This is a genomic window from Vibrio sp. B181a (assembly GCF_030248375.1).
GTDB classification, from domain to species: domain Bacteria; phylum Pseudomonadota; class Gammaproteobacteria; order Enterobacterales; family Vibrionaceae; genus Vibrio; species Vibrio campbellii.
Map to the genome: position 1 here is coordinate 273,442 of NZ_JAHGAD010000009.1, position 16,895 is coordinate 290,336.

At 45.0% G+C, this 16,895-nt stretch carries 15 protein-coding genes; 7 read left to right on the plus strand and 8 right to left on the minus strand.

Annotation, left to right across the window (positions count from 1 at the left end; genetic code table 11):
* Window positions 1-10: 10 nt before the first annotated feature.
* The 4 genes from tyrS to ppsA form a co-directional block, all read right to left on the minus strand.
* Complete coding sequence (gene tyrS, locus KIO97_RS05095) at window positions 11-1,267, minus strand: tyrosine--tRNA ligase (RefSeq protein ID WP_285381304.1); 1,257 nt, start codon at window positions 1,265-1,267, stop codon at window positions 11-13.
* Window positions 1,268-1,348: 81 nt separating this feature from the next.
* Entirely contained in the window at window positions 1,349-2,170 is an 822-nt protein-coding gene (locus KIO97_RS05100; protein WP_285381306.1) for a LuxR family transcriptional regulator, read from the minus strand.
* 117 nt (window positions 2,171-2,287) lie between these two features.
* Complete coding sequence (locus tag KIO97_RS05105) at window positions 2,288-3,067, minus strand: hypothetical protein (RefSeq protein WP_285381308.1); 780 nt, start codon at window positions 3,065-3,067, stop codon at window positions 2,288-2,290.
* 186 nt (window positions 3,068-3,253) lie between these two features.
* Entirely contained in the window at window positions 3,254-5,623 is a 2,370-nt protein-coding gene (gene ppsA, locus KIO97_RS05110) for a phosphoenolpyruvate synthase (protein WP_285381310.1), read from the minus strand.
* A gap of 349 nt (window positions 5,624-5,972) precedes the next feature.
* On the opposite strand from ppsA, the gene KIO97_RS05115 reads away from it, so the two are divergent.
* On the plus strand, window positions 5,973-6,809 hold the full coding sequence (locus tag KIO97_RS05115; RefSeq protein ID WP_285381312.1) for a pyruvate, water dikinase regulatory protein: 837 nt from the start codon (window positions 5,973-5,975) through the stop codon (window positions 6,807-6,809).
* A gap of 116 nt (window positions 6,810-6,925) precedes the next feature.
* On the opposite strand, the gene ansB is transcribed toward KIO97_RS05115, so the two are convergent.
* Window positions 6,926-7,990: an L-asparaginase 2 gene (gene ansB, locus KIO97_RS05120; RefSeq protein WP_285381314.1), complete on the minus strand. Its 1,065-nt coding sequence runs from the start codon at window positions 7,988-7,990 to the stop codon at window positions 6,926-6,928.
* 315 nt (window positions 7,991-8,305) lie between these two features.
* Window positions 8,306-9,793 (minus strand): EAL domain-containing protein, encoded by a 1,488-nt coding sequence (locus tag KIO97_RS05125; RefSeq protein WP_285381372.1) that lies wholly within the window; start codon window positions 9,791-9,793, stop codon window positions 8,306-8,308.
* A 461-nt stretch (window positions 9,794-10,254) separates the two neighbouring features.
* Between KIO97_RS05125 and KIO97_RS05130 the strand changes: the two genes are divergently transcribed.
* Window positions 10,255-10,470: a hypothetical protein gene (locus tag KIO97_RS05130; protein ID WP_285381316.1), complete on the plus strand. Its 216-nt coding sequence runs from the start codon at window positions 10,255-10,257 to the stop codon at window positions 10,468-10,470.
* A gap of 138 nt (window positions 10,471-10,608) precedes the next feature.
* Here KIO97_RS05130 and KIO97_RS05135 read toward each other — a convergent pair whose 3' ends face one another.
* The gene (locus tag KIO97_RS05135) at window positions 10,609-11,865 is read right to left on the minus strand and encodes an adenylosuccinate synthetase (protein ID WP_012129939.1); all 1,257 of its coding nucleotides are present in this window, start codon (window positions 11,863-11,865) and stop codon (window positions 10,609-10,611) included.
* A 107-nt stretch (window positions 11,866-11,972) separates the two neighbouring features.
* On the opposite strand from KIO97_RS05135, the gene KIO97_RS05140 reads away from it, so the two are divergent.
* From KIO97_RS05140 to KIO97_RS05155, 4 genes are all read left to right on the plus strand, one after another.
* Window positions 11,973-12,842, plus strand: a complete 870-nt coding sequence (locus KIO97_RS05140; protein WP_005531855.1) for a LysR family transcriptional regulator — start codon at window positions 11,973-11,975, stop codon at window positions 12,840-12,842.
* A 4-nt stretch (window positions 12,843-12,846) separates the two neighbouring features.
* The gene (locus KIO97_RS05145; protein WP_285381319.1) at window positions 12,847-13,239 is read left to right on the plus strand and encodes a ribosome recycling factor family protein; all 393 of its coding nucleotides are present in this window, start codon (window positions 12,847-12,849) and stop codon (window positions 13,237-13,239) included.
* A gap of 149 nt (window positions 13,240-13,388) precedes the next feature.
* Complete coding sequence (locus KIO97_RS05150) at window positions 13,389-14,174, plus strand: hypothetical protein (protein WP_045383976.1); 786 nt, start codon at window positions 13,389-13,391, stop codon at window positions 14,172-14,174.
* A gap of 144 nt (window positions 14,175-14,318) precedes the next feature.
* Window positions 14,319-15,221 (plus strand): neutral zinc metallopeptidase, encoded by a 903-nt coding sequence (locus KIO97_RS05155; RefSeq protein ID WP_047476341.1) that lies wholly within the window; start codon window positions 14,319-14,321, stop codon window positions 15,219-15,221.
* Window positions 15,222-15,346: 125 nt separating this feature from the next.
* Here the strand turns inward: KIO97_RS05155 and KIO97_RS05160 are convergent, their stop codons facing one another.
* Complete coding sequence (locus KIO97_RS05160) at window positions 15,347-15,868, minus strand: DUF2058 domain-containing protein (protein WP_005532322.1); 522 nt, start codon at window positions 15,866-15,868, stop codon at window positions 15,347-15,349.
* Window positions 15,869-16,283: 415 nt separating this feature from the next.
* Between KIO97_RS05160 and KIO97_RS05165 the strand changes: the two genes are divergently transcribed.
* The gene (locus tag KIO97_RS05165; RefSeq protein WP_285381322.1) at window positions 16,284-16,883 is read left to right on the plus strand and encodes a DUF1449 domain-containing protein; all 600 of its coding nucleotides are present in this window, start codon (window positions 16,284-16,286) and stop codon (window positions 16,881-16,883) included.
* Window positions 16,884-16,895 lie beyond the last annotated feature (12 nt).

Consider the following 16,895-nt stretch of genomic DNA (forward strand, 5'->3'; position numbering starts at 1 on the left):
ATGGGAACCGTTAACCCTCGATGCGTTTCACCAAGTAGAAATGCTTTTTACCGCGTTGAAGCAACCAGTATTGATCGAACAACGGGAAGTTCAAACTTGGGTTTTCTGCATCCACTTTCTCGCCATTCACACTGATGGCATTGTTGCCAATCAGTTCACGAGCAATACGCTTTGAGTTGGCTAAGCCCGATTCAACCAGTAGTTCTACCAAGTCTTGCTCAGCACTTTGCATGCTCGGTAAGCCATCGAGTTCCAACTGTTTTAGCTCGCTCAAACTGAGTTGCTGCACATTGCCGCTAAATAGCGCTTGAGTGATTCGCTCTGCACTTGCTAAGCCCTCTTCACCGTGGACAAAACGCGTCATTTGTTCTGCTAAGATACGCTGTGCTTGCGGTTTGCCTTTGCTCTCTTTGTCTTGTGCTTCAATCGTGGCAATCTCATCGCAACTCAAGAAGGTGTAGTAGCGCAGGAAGTGGTAGACATCGGCATCTTCCGCGGATAACCAGAATTGGTAGAAGGCGTAAGGCGAGGTCTTACTTGGATCTAACCACACAGCGCCACCTTCGGTTTTACCAAACTTAGTGCCGTCAGATTTGGTGATCAAAGGTAGGGTTAGACCGAAGACCTGCTCACCACTCTGACGGCGAGTAAGGTCAATGCCGCTAACAATGTTGCCCCATTGGTCATTTCCACCGATTTGTAGGCGGCAACCGTACTGACGGTTTAATTCTGCGAAGTCGTAAGATTGCAGCAGTGCGTAACTGAACTCGGTGAACGAGATACCTTGATCTGGACGTTGTAAGCGTTGCTTAACCGACTCTCGGCTGATCATGGTATTCACGGAGAAATGCTTACCTACATCACGGAAGAAGTCGATCACGTTAATCTGCTTCACCCAATCCGCATTGTTTACCATGATTATTGGCTTGCTGACTTGGTTATTCATTAACTGTTGAATTTGATTCGACAGATCTTGTACCCAACCCTTTACGGTCTCTTCTGAGTTTAAGCTTCGCTCTGTGGCTTTAAAGCTCGGGTCACCAATCATACCTGTCGCACCGCCTATCAGGGCGATGGCTTGGTGTCCTGCATCTTGAAAACGTTTGAGCATAATCAGTGGCACAAGGTGGCCAATGTGCAAGCTACCTGCGGTTGGATCGAAACCGCAGTACAAGGTTTGTGGCTCAGATAGCAGTTGTTGAACTTGGTCTAAATCGCTCGCTTGGGCAATCAAACCGCGAGCTTGTAAATCTTCAATCAGTGTCATCGTCTTATCTTTATCTGGTTTGGTTGTATTCAGATTAAAAGGCGATGCGGAATCGAGATATATCCCTAAAGGGACAGTTTGTTATCTTGATTGAGTGATCAGGTGGTTGAGAAACAACTGAAAGAACTCACTTAACGACGCCACATTCAGTTGTGCGTAGATGCGTTTACGGTGGTTCTTAACTGTGCCCTCTGCCACATCTAGCTGCGTTGCAATCTCTTTGCTGTCATAGCCTTGCGCGATCAATGCCGCGATTTCTTGTTCTCGTTTAGTGAGGACGGTTTGGCCAAACGATGCCAGTGCGGATTCAATCGCCTTACGCATTTGCCCTGAATATGCGTTAGGGCTAAACACTGGCTCGGCAAGTGTAAACTCGGTCTGTTTCCAGTGCTGTTGGCACAAAGACTGAATAATCGTGAAGTAAGATTTAAGCTTGGTGACTTGAGGCTTGGTGAAGCGTTTGTCATCTTGCATAAAACCGAAGTAGAGCATCACCCAACGTGCCGGTTCGATTTCGATCAGCATGCTGAGTTCGTCCTTCCAGCCCGTTTGATGGTAAAACTGCTCACAGTAGGCTTGGTAATCGAGATCGTTACGGGCGACGTCTTTGCCTACCACATCTTTGAGCGTAAAAATGCCTTGCTCTTTGTTGGCGTTGAGCTTCTGGTAAAACGGGTCGCTTTGAAAAGAGGTGGTGAGATAACGCTGGAACAAAAGCTCGCGCTCACTTTCAATCGAATCATACAGATAGATAGGATGTTTGCCTTCGCGGTAGCCAAGGATCACCGCGCAATCAAAACTCAATAACGAAGCAATAACGCGCATGAGTTTAGGCGTAAAGCTTGGTGAGTTAAGGGCAGAAATTGTTTCTGCAAGTTGAGTGTTGAATGCGTCGTTAGGCATGGGGATTCGAGCGTGCGATAAAGGTTGAGATAAGCATAACGCAACAGACGGCTATCCCAAAGAGATCAAAAAGGGGAGCGTTGTGCTCCCCAAAAATAAATCATTTTCACTAAGCGATTACTGCGAATCGGTCAGCTCTTTGTTGACCCAGTATTTCGAGCCAGAAACGTTCGCATCAACCAACAAGCCAGTGGTGTTGAGCTGATACACCGCTACGCCGCTGTTGAATTGCGCTGTCATTTCTTCGCCATCCTCACCAGCGACTAAAGAAGCTTCGCTCGATGCTTCCCAGCCTTCCTCGACAAAGGTGTTGAAGTCTTTTTCTTTCTCAAACAGCACGACTTGTTGGTAGAACTTACCGCCAACACCAAGGGCAACACCCGCACCAAACATATTCATGTAAGTGCGCTTATCCGTCGACTTGTTGACTGCAACACCAGAGCCGGAGTTGGTATGGAACATCAGTGACAGTTTGCGTGAATCAAACACAGCATAGCCGTAAGCGTTGTCGTAAAGATCTTTTGCTTCTGGTTTCTCATTGAAGAGCTTTAGCAGAGTGCTATCTGCCATTAAATCAATCGCTTGGCGAGCTTCTTCTGGCGTATCACCTTCCATCAGCTCATCAATTTTCTTGTCGGCTTCGTCGATCCACTCTTTACTGGTTTCAATACTTGCATCCGTCCATTCGCCAGCGGTGTTGATCGCATCTTCTGACCAATTAGTGAAATCTTCCCATGCTTGTTTTGAGAATTCTTTGGTGCTGTCCCATGTCTCTTTAGCCGTATCAGAAACTGCATCCCCTAAGTCTGAAAGGCTGTTAGAAATGTCGTCCCAATCGGCATAAGCCGGAGAAGCGAGCAAGGTTAAGGCAGTGATAAGGGCAAGAGGCTTTTTCATATATCCATTCTTCTATGAAATAGGTGTGATTTAATTTTAGGTGAAAAAGGGGGGAGGGAAAATGAAAGGAAGACACAGCTTGGGATGACGGTCACGAACTTACATCGCTTTGACATGCTAGGTAAACAAAAAGCCCTCAAACTCAGGAGCTTGAGGGCTTCGTATTACAAGTTAGGAAGGCTCGTTTTACTTGCTCACTTTACCTAGCTTCAACCATGTATCGATAACCGTATCTGGGTTGAGTGAAACAGAGCTGATGCCTTGTTCCATCAACCATTCCGCAAGGTCATCGTGGTCTGATGGACCTTGGCCACAGATACCGACGTATTTGCCCGCTTTGGTTGCCGCATCGATGGCCATTTGCAGCATGGCTTTCACTGCTGGGTTACGTTCATCGAATAGGTGTGCAACATCACCAGAGTCACGGTCAAGACCAAGCGTAAGCTGAGTCATGTCGTTTGAACCGATTGAGAAGCCATCGAAGTACTTCAAGAACTCTTCAGCAAGTACTGCGTTTGACGGTAGTTCACACATCATGATGACTTTCAGACCTTGGTCGCCACGACGTAGGTCGAACTTAGCCAGTAGGTCGATAACTGATGCCGCTTCGCTCGGTGTACGTACGAATGGGATCATAATTTCAACGTTCTTCAGACCCATCTCGTTACGAACGCGTTTGATTGCTTGAGTTTCTAGCTCGAAACAGTCTTCAAACACTGGAGAAATGTAGCGAGACGCACCACGGAAGCCCAGCATTGGGTTCTCTTCGTGCGGTTCGTAACCTTTACCGCCGACTAAGTTGCTGTATTCGTTTGATTTGAAATCTGACATACGAACGATCACGCGTTTTGGCCAGAATGCAGACGCGATAGTCGCAATGCCTTCGGTTAGCTTGCTAACGTAGAAATCGATTGGATCTTTGTAGCCACGAATACGCTCAGTGATTTCAGCTTTTAGCTCATCGCTTTGCGCATCAAAGTTCAGCAAGGCTTTCGGGTGAATACCAATCATCTTGTTGATGATGAATTCAAGACGCGCAAGACCCACACCTTCGTTTGGAATCTGAGCAAAGTCGAATGCACGATCTGGGTTGCCAACGTTCATCATCACTTTGGTTGGCAGCAGTGGGAGCTCATCGACCGCTGAGCGCTTGATTTCAAATTCCAGCTCGCCTTGGTAAACATATCCCGTTTCACCTTCTGCACAAGACACAGTCACGGTCTCGCCGTCCGTCAGTTTGCTGGTGGCATCACCACAACCAACGATAGCCGGAATACCAAGCTCACGTGCGATGATCGCTGCGTGGCAAGTACGGCCGCCACGGTTTGTGACAATCGCAGATGCCTTCTTCATCACTGGCTCCCAATCTGGGTCAGTCATGTCTGTCACCAGCACATCACCATCTTGTACCAGTGACATTTGGTCTAGAGAGTCGACTAAGCGCACTGGGCCTTTACCGATACGCTGACCAATTGCACGACCTTCAACCAAAACATCAGCTTTGTTGCTTAGCTCGTAACGTTCAATCACGTTTTGCTCGCTTTGAGAACACACTGTCTCTGGGCGTGCCTGTACGATGTAAAGCTTGCCGTCGATGCCATCTTTTGCCCACTCAATATCCATAGGACGTTTGTAGTGCTTTTCGATGATCATCGCTTGTTTTGCTAGCTCTTTGATCTCTTCATCATTCAGAGAGAAGGCGTTGCGCTCTTCTACTGACGTGTCGATGATCTCAACTTGCTTACCGATCTCTTGACGGTCTGAGTAGATCATTTTGATCTGCTTAGAGCCAAAGGTCTTCTTAACGATAGGGTGTTGACCCGCTTCTAGCATTGGCTTGTGAACGTAGAATTCATCAGGGTTAACTGCGCCCTGAACCACCATTTCACCCAAGCCCCAAGAAGAGGTGATGAACACGACTTGGTCGAAACCAGATTCCGTATCTAGGGTAAACATAACGCCAGAAGAGGCTTTGTCCGAGCGCACCATGCGTTGGATACCAGCCGACAGCGAAATGCCGCGGTGGTTAAAGCCTTGGTGTACACGGTATGAAATTGCACGGTCATTGAACAAAGAAGCGTAAACGTGCTTGGTTGCTTCTAGTACTGCATCAATGCCTTTTACGTTTAGGAACGTCTCTTGCTGACCAGCAAATGACGCATCCGGTAGATCCTCTGCAGTTGCAGAAGAGCGAACGGCAACAGAAATCTCAGGATGATTGTCTGTCAGTTCTTTGTAGTTATCACGGATGTCTTGTTCAAGATCCGTAGGGAACGGGGCTTCTAATACCCATTGACGAATGGTGGCACCTGTCTTACGCAGAGCTTCTACATCCTCAACGTCTAGTTCATCAAGTAGTTGGTGAATACGCTCATCCAAACCTTCGTGGTCAAGGAATTGGTTAAACGCATACGAGGTTGTCGCAAAACCGTTTGGTACTGATACACCAACATTGGCTAGGTTAGAAACCATTTCGCCAAGTGAAGCATTTTTACCGCCGACCTTGTCGACATCATCCATGGATAGTCCATTGAACCAGAGGGTGTTCTTTTGCATGTCTTTCTCCAGAAACATTGCAGCTTTGTAGGGGATTAATACCAACCTCGAACAGCGGTGGTTCATCCTTGCAGGTCAATGTCATCGAAGACACAGTTTCGGGCTGACAACAGCCATTGCAGCTAAGGGGCGTTAACTACAACTTCCCAACTAGGGCTTAAACGAATTTTCCGACGCAAACATGGTTCAACACTTTTCGTGGTTGATATGAAAGGCAAACGATTACGTGTTTACTTAAAAAAACTCCGAAGAATTTTCAAAGCTGTGGGGCACGCAATTGCAAGCCAAACTCATTTATTAATATTATGTAAACCATCCTACTCAAATGAATTTGAAAAAATAAACAAAAATGCAAATAAATAGCCAAAGTCGTGATGTATTCTATGTTTCTGACGGAACGGCCATAACATGTGAGACATTAGGCCATGTTGTTTTGGGTCAGTTTTCCTTCATTCCTAATGAAAAAACCTTTCCTTTTGTCGAAAGTGAAGACAAAGTTGCCGATGTTATCAGGGAAATCGAGATTTCCTACCAACGCGATGGGGTTAAGCCCTTGGTATTCTTCTCGATTGTTGTGCCAGAAATTCGTGAAATGTTACTCAAAGCGCCAGCTCACGGTTATGACGTGCTGGAGAGCATTGTGCAGAAGGTGCAAGATGACATTCAGATGGAGCCACAGCCGAAGATGCAGCGCTCACGCAGCGTAAGCAAAGATTCGGACACCTATTTCGACCGTATCGCAGCGATTGAATACACGCTTGCTCACGATGACGGCATCACACTTAAAGGCTTGGATGAGGCCGACATTATCCTTCTTGGCGTGTCACGCAGTGGCAAAACACCGACCAGTCTGTACATGGCGATGCAATTTGGTTTACGCGTGGTGAACTACCCGTTTATTGCTGAAGACGTCAAGATGATGCGCTTATTACCGGAGTTTGAGATTCATCGCCACAAGTTGTTTGGTTTAACCATCAACCCAGAACGGTTGAATGAGATCCGCGAGAACCGATTGTCAGGCAGCGAATACGCGAGCACTGAACAATGTAAGTTGGAGCTTGATACGGTAGAAGCGCTGTTTAGACGGGAGGCAATCCCTTACATCAACACTTCGTCTTTGTCGGTGGAAGAGATCACCACGCGCATTCTTGAAAGGGCAGGGATGAAGCGTCGTTTGTTTGGCTAAGCCGCCCTTGCTTGGCAAAGTTACCAATGCTCAAGCACAAAAGAGGAGACATCTGAGCCTCCTCTTTTTAACCAGCGTTTAGCTTTAACTCATTGAAAAGCTTGTGAACTGTTCGATTAGTAATGTTGGAACATCTTCTGGATGTCTTGGTAATTTTTGGTCTGTGTTAGCGATAGCATCAACAAAATACGAGCTTTCTGAGGGTTCAACGTACCAGATGCCACGAAACCGTATTTATCGTCGTCAATTTCCGCATCTAAGGTAGTAGAGCCAGTCGGCGTGCGAGAGCTACGAACAACCATGATGCCGTCTTTACTCGCCTTTTCTAACTCATCAAATACGGTGTGGTACAGGTTACCATTGCCGACACCTGCGCTGACGATGCCATCAAACTTCGCATCGACGAATGCTTTCACAGGTAAGTTAGAAGCATTTGCATAGTTATAAACGATTCCGACTTGTGGCAGCTTATCGAGCTTGGAAACATCGAAGGTTGTTTCAGTGGTGTGTTTGCGCTCTGGGCTGCGTTGGTACTTCGCATCGCTGTTGTGAATGTAACCGAGTGGACCAAAGTTCGGTGATTGGAAGGTGCAGACTGATGTTGTGTTGGTTTTCGTTACGTCACGCGCATCAAAAATGGTGTCGTTCATTGCGACTAGCACGCCTCGACCTTGAGAATCTTCATCCGTTGCGGTCACCACTGCGTTGTAGAGGTTAACTGGGCCGTCAGCACTCATTGCCGTAGAAGGGCGCATTGCACCTACGATCACAACAGGCTTGTCACTCTTCACCGTTAAATCTAGGAAGTAGGCGGTCTCTTCTAAGGTGTCGGTACCATGAGTAATCACAATGCCATCTACGTCGTCCTGAGCGAGCAGTTCATTCAGACGCTTGGCTAACGTTAGCCAGACTTCATCGTTCATGTCCTGAGAGCCGATACTGACCACCTGTTCACCAGAAATGTCGGCAATCTTGGTCATGCTAGGCACTGCGTTGATAAGTGATTCTACTCCAACCTTACCAGCGGTGTAGTTGGATTCAGTGGCGGATTGCCCTGCACCAGCGATAGTGCCGCCGGTTGCTAAGATCTTGATGTTAGGTAAATCAGCATTTGCAAAAGCCAATGAGCTCATGCATAAACCGAGTGTTATCGAACTGAGGCGGAGAAACTTTTTGGTCATAGGAATCACCTGTTTTGGGTTAGATGTTGGGGGAAGCGTTATCTATCCTAAAAACAGTGCGGTAGATTTTTTGAGCACAACTTCACCAATTTACAGATGAAAATCGTGATCAACCAATCAGTTAAAGAACATTAAATCAACCATTTAACTTAGTTTATGTGCTTCATTAACAAGTGAGATCTTTCAGCAGTCTGTTTAACAATTGGTTAATTGCTATTCATGCATTTGTAATTAACGACTGAATTTGACGATGTATTGAGGGAGAAAGCTTTGGCTGAGCACCGCTTGCTCAGCCAAAAATTGGGTTGATTAATCTTAGCTAAGCGCAGGCGCGAGAGTTTGAAGATCGGCTGGTTGGTGCAATGCCAAATAGTCTAGAAACTCAGGCTTTGGAATAGGTTTTGAAAAGTAGAAGCCCTGTATGTTGTAGAAGCCGAGGTCATGTAGAGCCCACAATTGCGCCTCCTCTTCGACACCTTCCACAATGACAGACATATTCAGTGTCTGGGAAAGAGTGTGTATCGCCTCGAGTAAAGGTTGCGTTGTTTTTCCGTTACCTAAACTGGTTACGAAGACGCGATCAATCTTGATGATGTCGAATGGGTATTGCCCAATAAAATCCAGACCAGAATAGCCTGTACCAAAATCATCAACGGCAATACGAATGCCCAGTGAGGCCAGTCGGTCCAAGTGTTGACGCAATATTGAAAACTCATCTTTGTTAAAAATCGCTTCTTCGGTAATTTCAAATACCAAACGTTCACTAATGAAATAACTGAACATCAAGCGAGACTCGATTTCTTTAATGAAGTCATCTCTGAGAATCAAAGAGCGACTGACGTTAACGCTAATGTAGCGATCATGAAAGGCTTTCTTATTTGTTGAGATCATCTTGATCGCTTTATCCAACACCAGATAAGTGATTTGATCGATCATCCCAACTTTCTCGGCAAGAGGGATAAAGATACCAGGAGAAATGAACCCTTGAACCGGGTCGTTCCAGCGCACTAAAGACTCGCCACCGATGACACTGCCATCACGTTGGTCGACGATAGGCTGATAATGCACACTCAAGTTGCGTCCTTTGATAGCTTGAGCCAGAGAGAACTCCAAACTGTTTCTAGCCACCTTTTTTGAATTAAAAAACAGATGGACGACTAGAGCACAGGCCATTCCAAGCAGTCCAATCCATAACTTGCTTGCCAAGAATTGCCAATAGAATGCATAACCAATTGTCGAGTAGACCGTGAAAGGGAGGATTTCTGAAGTGATTTGTTCGCTGCGTAGTGCGTTGCCATCAGTCAGATCAACAGCGGTTCGATTAATAATATCGACTCGATACTTCATGTCACCGAAGCTAAAAATATCCTTCACCAGCATTTCCAGTACTTGTTTTGGAAATACCACACTGATGCCTCGCCCTTTATCCGAACTGAAAAATAGGATCAATGCTTGGTTGTTGGTCAACGCTCGCTGCGTGTAAGACAGCGTGGCGTGTACATCGCTATCACCCAAGCGTTTTAGTATTGTCGAGTAAATCCGAAATGACGGATGACGTTCGCTACTGGTGCACTGTACCTTGCCATTTTGATCAAATGTAGCGATGTCTTTTGCCATCCCTAAACCAAAGATGTTGGTGCGTAAGTCGTGGATCAGTTCGCTACACGGTTTGAGATAAAACTCATCATCGAGTAAATGAGCTAACTGTTGAACATTGCTGTGAAACTCAGATTCAATTGCCTCTACTGCCTGTTGTGTGAGCTTTTTATGATATTGATGGGCAAAAGGGATAAATGCCACCATAGTGATCGAAAAAGAGAGTAGGCCGACAACACACAGTGTGAGGTTGTTACTCCACTTTTTAGATGGATTGGAGAAGAATCGATTTGCCACAGATATAAGTACAGCAGGTAAGTAATGACATAAAACTATAATAAGCATGTCAATTTTAGGAATTGTTCAATGTAAAGTGTGATGTGAGTCTTATAAAATTTACGCAAGTTACTATTTTTTAATAAAAAATAAGATTCTCTGTCTCATAAGTTTGGTAAATGCCCCTTTCGGTAATATTTGTTATGTAATGGTTTGCAGTTCAATTTTTCTTCATGATTTTGTCTGAAAAAAGTTGTTCAAAGTGTCGTTGAAACACGTATTTTCCATCGTTTACTCTGACATTTTCTTAACGAAGTGTTTCAAAACTTGGTTTAGTTTATCTACAGCAAACGATTTCGTTGTACGTCTGCAATTAACAAGAGGTTAGGGATATGATTGCCAAGATTTTCTCTGTAGAAGTGACTTGTCCAAGTTGTGGTGAGCTTCATACTAAAAAGTCTAGGGACTGGTTTATCGATAAAAGTACGCCGTTTTTAGCGGGGGAAGGATATGACTTTTACTGCGCTTGTGGGCAAGAAGTTGAGTTCTCCTTGTTGTCTCAGCAGCACGGTTCTGTGGCGAGGCCGTTGGAAGAGTTAGCGTTCTGACGCTCGGTAGGACAGTATTGCTTGACCAAGGTATAAAGTGCATAAAAAAAGCGGCTTTACCCCGGAAAAGATAAAAGCCGCTTGCTAATATAACCAAGCACTTACTGTAACTTGGATATAGACGTGTTATTCCACGCCTTAGCGCATAATCATTTGTTCACGACCAGGGCCAACCGATACCATTTTCACTGGTACGCCCATTAGCTCTTCAATACGTAGAACGTATTTTTGTGCCGCGACTGGTAGCTCTTCGAATTTACGGCAACCAGTAATGTCTTCACTCCAGCTTTCCATCTTCTCGTAGATTGGTGCTAGTGCAGCCGTTTGAGGCCAAATTGGGTTCTCACTGTGCTCGCCTTCGTAACCAACACAGATTTTTAGATCTTTAAGACCTGTCAGACAGTCTACTTTTGTCAGTGCGATTTCAGTCGCTGCCTGAAGCTCAACGCCGTTCTTAGTCGCTACTGCATCAAAGTAACCCATGTCACGTGGGCGACCTGTTGTTGCGCCGAACTCACCCGCTAGTTCACGAAATGCATCTTGCTCTTCCATTGCAGTGATTAGCGTACCAGTACCTACTGATGAGCTGAACGCTTTTGCGACTGCAATAACACGCTCTGGACGTAGAGCAGGAAGACCACTACCGATACCTGCGTACATAGACACAACGTTTGAAGAGGTTGTCCATGGGTATTCACCGTAAACAAGGTCACGGCCCGCACCTAGTTGTGCTTCGAACAGTAGAGTTTGGTCTTTTGCTTGCAGCTCTTTTAGCGGCAGCGTTACGTTGCAGATAGCATCACGCCAAGGTGCAGATACTTCTAGCAACCAGTTCGCCATTTCTTCAGCGGTTTGCTCGAATTCGAACGTTGGGTAAAGGGCACGTAGTTGTGGAAGTTTCCAGTCCATCCAGAACTTGATGCGTTCTACTAGAACTTCTGGTTGTTTCAACCAACCAACTAGGATGCCTTTTTTCATCACACGGTCGCCGTATGCAGGTGCAATACCTTGACGAGTTGAACCGTATGCTTTGTCGCCTAAGCGTTGTTCTTCTAGCGTATCTTCTAGTGCGTGTAGAGGTAGACACAGTGTTGCGCGATCAGAGATGCACATGTTCACTTTAACGCCCGCTTCCGCGACTTCCGCAATCTCCTGAGACAGCGACGCAGGGCTGATAACCATACCCGGACCTAAAACTGCCAAACAGTCAGGGTTGAAAACGCCACTTGGTAGCTGGTGCAGCTTGAACGTACCTAGGTCGTTAACTACGGTGTGACCCGCGTTGTTACCACCTTGGAAACGAATGCTTGCAGAAGCTTGCTCTGCCAAAAAGTCAACGATGCGGCCTTTGCCTTCATCACCCCAGTTTGCACCCACAACAACGATAGACGACATAATTCATTCTCCAAAAACAGACCGGAAAATCTTAGGATGCTCGCATGAATAAGAGAAATTAATTATACTCATTAACTTGATAAGAAAATCATATCGGGTAATTTTCTATGTTAGATTTGAACTGGTTACGCACCTTTGTCACTTTGGCAGAAGTAAAACATTTCGGAAAAACAGCGATTGAACTGCACATGACGCAGCCAAATGTCAGTCTTCATATCAAACAGCTAGAGCAAGCAACGCGGGCTAAGTTGATTGAACGTAACCCTGTGCAATTGACCCAAGCCGGAAAGCGTTTGTTAGACACCGCACAGCACATGCTGAATGAGCTGCAAATCTGCCAATCCGATCTCAATGCCATCAATGACTTAACGCAAGGAACGCTCTCGATTGCGGCGAGTGATATTGTCTCGCGCCTGTTACTTATCAAGCCATTCCAACAATTCAAAAACGAATATCCTGGTATCGACTTAGCGCTGTTCAACACCACTTCATCACAAGCGGTAGATTTAGTAAAAAGTGCCCGCGCAGACATCGGCTTTGTTATTGCGCAGAAAGAGAGTCAACCGCTGCACTTTACTCCTCTGACGCAAATACACTGGTGTGCTTTCGGCGATAATATTTTCAAATGGAAAGAGAACACGGAAGAAAACCAAACCTTGATTCTACTGGGGCACGATACCCGAACACGTGAACTGATTGATGCCTCTCTGCCAGAGCTAAACCTGCCAAAACACAGAGTTATGGAAGTGGGTAGTGTAGAGGCGCAAATCGACTGGGCAGAAGCCGGATTCGGAACCGCAATTGTACCGGACTTCTCACTCGATCCAAGATTAAAACTCTCACGAGACGTGACGCCCTTACCCAGCTTCCCCAACACTGATTTTGGCTACATCGTGCGCCAGAATCAGGTGTTATCCAAAGCTGCCAAACAGTTATTGAAGTGGGTGGGTGAGAATGTATCTGTGGTAGAGGTTTAACGGTATGCAAGACACAACGATTACCATCTCTTTACCATCTTTGATTCACCGAATTGGTGGTGACCATGCTAAGCGAGCCAAAGCTATAGCCGCAGAGAACAAGTGCGAACTGAAGCGCATTCGACGCTCTCGCAATTGGCAAATTGCTGGTGAAGCTCTGAATTTAAAAGCATTTCTCGACGTTATCCGTTCCCAAGACGACGAAAATTTGCATTTTGTGATTAAAAAATTGGAAATTGGTCTTACCAAACACAGCGATAAGCTTGAACCTTTGGAAGCCAAACTTATTCGATTGGTAATGGAGAATCCAAACATTACTTTGGCAGAGCTAATGTCGGAAACAAATTGCACTTTGATACAGGCAAGGACAGCGCGTTTCGAAGCTGAAATTCTGTAAAGTAATTGATTTAATTAACTATACCGAACTTCACAACTGAAGGATGAGTCGTTTTACTAAAGACACAAGTTATGACCTTATGTGTTTAAGGGCATAAAACCTGCATCGTTGGCCTTGGTTCCAAATAAAAGCCAATACAAGGAGGTTTTATGTACCCACGTGTAATCGTTTCCATTTTTACGTGTACTTTAATTGCAGCGTGTAACAGCGATACGACAGAAGATACCACTTTCGCTCTTGAATCTTCATGTGATTTAGAAGCGGTTAATTTACTCGATTTCGAAGCTTGGCAGAGAGAAGAGGGCTGGTGGGTTGGTGAATATACATTTTTAGGAAGTGATGGTAATCCAAATGTGTCTTCGAGATGGCCTTATCGATACGACCACTACAAAGGCTTTATCCACCTCGAAGTGGTGGGTAACAGTATCAAGCAGCGTAATGTATTCCTCTACCCTCCCAAACTGGCACAAGATTGTTCCAGCGATACCGACGTGATTGGCCCTGGTATTTGTGGAACGAATGGTAATGAAAAAATCTTTAGTGCCGATCAAAGTGCATCGGACTGTAATGGGGGCTTGGCGGGTTCCTACGAAGCTTATGGAATGATGGTTGACACCTCAACCACTTTGATGGGGGAGGACAGTGTTCTTTACCAAGTGTATTTGCCTGACGGAAGTATCATGCAAAACCAGTTAACGACCCTCCCACCAAACGATACGAGAGTGCGCACAGCTCAAGGCTTTTTTATGGACCAGCCAACTTATGCAAGTTTCTACCGAGAAAAGAAAGTCACCAAAGAAGAATTTATGCAGCAGTTGGCAGATGCGCGTGCCGAATACGCCATTCTTGAGGAAGACTTTTGTGGCTATGATTCGGGCGGTCAGCCTAGCCAAGTGACTTGTACCGAGCATTTTGGCGTAGATATTACAAAGTAGCTCTAACGCATAATGATCACGAGTGCCTAGGATCAGTCGTGTGATTCTAGGCTCCTGTTGATTTTAGAAGCCTGTGATTTGGGTAATATCCTTAAAATTGAACCACAATGTAAAGTGAAATCAGCATCGCGACAGGAGGAAAACATGCGATGGCGCAATAGTAAAAGAAGCTCAAACGTAGAAGACCGTCGAGGACAACCAGGGGCAAGAAGCTCTGCTTCTACAGGCTTGCTCGTTGCGCAATTGTTCCGTTTTCTGCCTTTCCTTTTAAAAAGCAAGGTAGGGCGAGTGGTGTTACTTGGTGGCGTTCTGTTCTTTGGGTATCAAGCTCTTATGGGAGACGGTGACCTGATGGGACAAATTGCAGGCACGCCAGCGGTGACGCAACAGTCAAACAACTCAGCAAATAGCCAAGCGTTAACGGATGAGAATGCCCAATTTGTTGCGGCCATACTAGGGACAACCGAAACGGTTTGGGGTGAACTGCTGCCTAATGGTTATTCGGAGCCGACTTTAGTGCTGTACAGTGGTTCTACAATGACAGGGTGCGGCGTGGGTAGGGCGGTGACAGGGCCGTTTTATTGCCCAGCAGATCGGAAAATATATCTAGATTTGAGTTTTATGGATGAGCTTAAAAGGCTCGGAGCACCGGGAGACTTTGCCTTCGCTTACGTAATTGCTCATGAAGTTGGCCACCACGTACAAACACTGCTTGGCACCAGCAATCAAGTTCGCCAATTGCAACAGCAATCCTCTAGAGTTGAAGCGAATGAATTGAGTGTCAAACTTGAACTGCAAGCTGACTGCTACGCTGGCGTATGGGGATTCTACGTCAATAATGAGATGAAACTGCTTGAGCCTGGAGATATGGAAGAGGGGATTGCTGCGGCAAGTGCTGTGGGCGATGACCGATTACAATCTATGGCAGGGCAAAGTGTACAGCCCGATAGTTTTACTCATGGATCTTCAGAGCAGCGGGTCGAGTGGTTTCAAAAAGGCTTTCAATCGGGTGATCCAAACCAATGCCAAACATTCGAAACTAACTGAGCAACGATGAGAGAGAATTATACAGTTTGAAGGTCAAGCAACCGTGATCTTGGTTTTGCTGTTTACAAAGAGTGAAACCAGACGGGAGCTTGACCTTACTTATCGAGTTTTGTTGCGAACTCGCTTTACCACATCAAATCGTCTGGCACGACGAAATCTGCGTATGGGTCATCTTCTGCTGGGATATCTGACTCAGGCTCTTTCTGTTCAATGATCACAGACTCGTCACGCTGAGCAATCTTGTTTGCAACAGGGCGAGGAATAACTACATAGCTCTCACCGACGATGGCAATCGCCAAGATACCTTTGATCAATTGATCACGGATGATTGAATCGACGTAAAGCGACTTCACAAGTGTACCGTGTGTGAAGTTGTATTTGATGTCGCCATCTTTCAAATCAACCTTGTTCATTTCAATCAGCTGGTTGATTTGCGCTTTGATTTCTTTGTTCAAGCGTTCTGCATTTTGTTGCTCGCTCAATTGCTTGTCACGCTCTAACTGCTGACGTTTGTTCTCTTCAACCGCCGCCTTTACTTCGCGAGCTTGAACGCGTGATTTTTTAGAGCCTTTTTTCGCTTTTTTCAGTTTTTTCTCGTTAACCAAGCCTGCTTTTAGCATCTGCTCTTGAAGGGTAAGTTTTGCCATGTTCTATCCAGTAAGTGCGCAATTTTGTGCATTTTAACCAGTCATTCGTCGCAAAGAAAGGGGCTGGTGTCCTTCTTATCCGCATTGGATTGCTTGAAACAAGGGGAGCAATAGCATTGAGAAGTGGTTAAAATAAAGAACTTTATGCGATAAAAACAAATAATATTAAATAGGATGCCGTGTTAAATATATTTAGCCATACCTAGAGTTCTTATCTCTAATGTTTGTTTTGTAATTTAAATCTGAATTTATTGTGACGCTGTTAATATTAGTAACTATTAAATAAAGTACATTTTATTTGGTTGGTTTTAAATTTGTCGATATCAGTCACAAAAGAAAAGGTAAGGAAATAAACTTAATTAATGATCCTTTACCATAACGCGATGACACTCATCATTTAATATTGTTGCTAGTAATGACCGATATATTGCTGTCTTTCCCGACGAATGTTTTCTTTGTGCCTTTTGTTTTTCTTCTTCTTATTATGTGCATTGATCTCATCTTCAACGTGGTAGATGTAGCCGTTGCAGATATAGAATTATTCGAGTCAGGCAGTCTATTTAGCGGTGGGCTTTTATTACCACCTATCTTATCTAAAGTACCCTTGGCGGTAGGTTTGTGTGTTAGTTTCTTTTTCGCCACTATTCTATCGTTTTACTCATCATCTTTTCTAAATCAACATCTTAGTTCTGTTTTTTTGATGGTTGCGGAACTTGTCTCTATTCCAGTTAACTTCTACCTATCCTTGTATATCAGCGCGAAGCTATTAAGCCCTTTAGCGCCACTTTTTGATAAGAGTAAAGTTTTTGCAAAGGTCGACTTTATTGGAATGAAAGCAAAAGTTCACAGCAGTGAGGTGAACAGTCAACGTGGTGAAATTATTGTTCATCATAATGGCAGCGAATTTTTACTGGATGCACGGATTTTGGAGTTTGATGCACCCATTGAATATGGGAACGATGTTGTGATCGTTTCTCTCAATAAACAAAAAAAATATTACATTATTAATCAGTAGCTAGAAAATTAA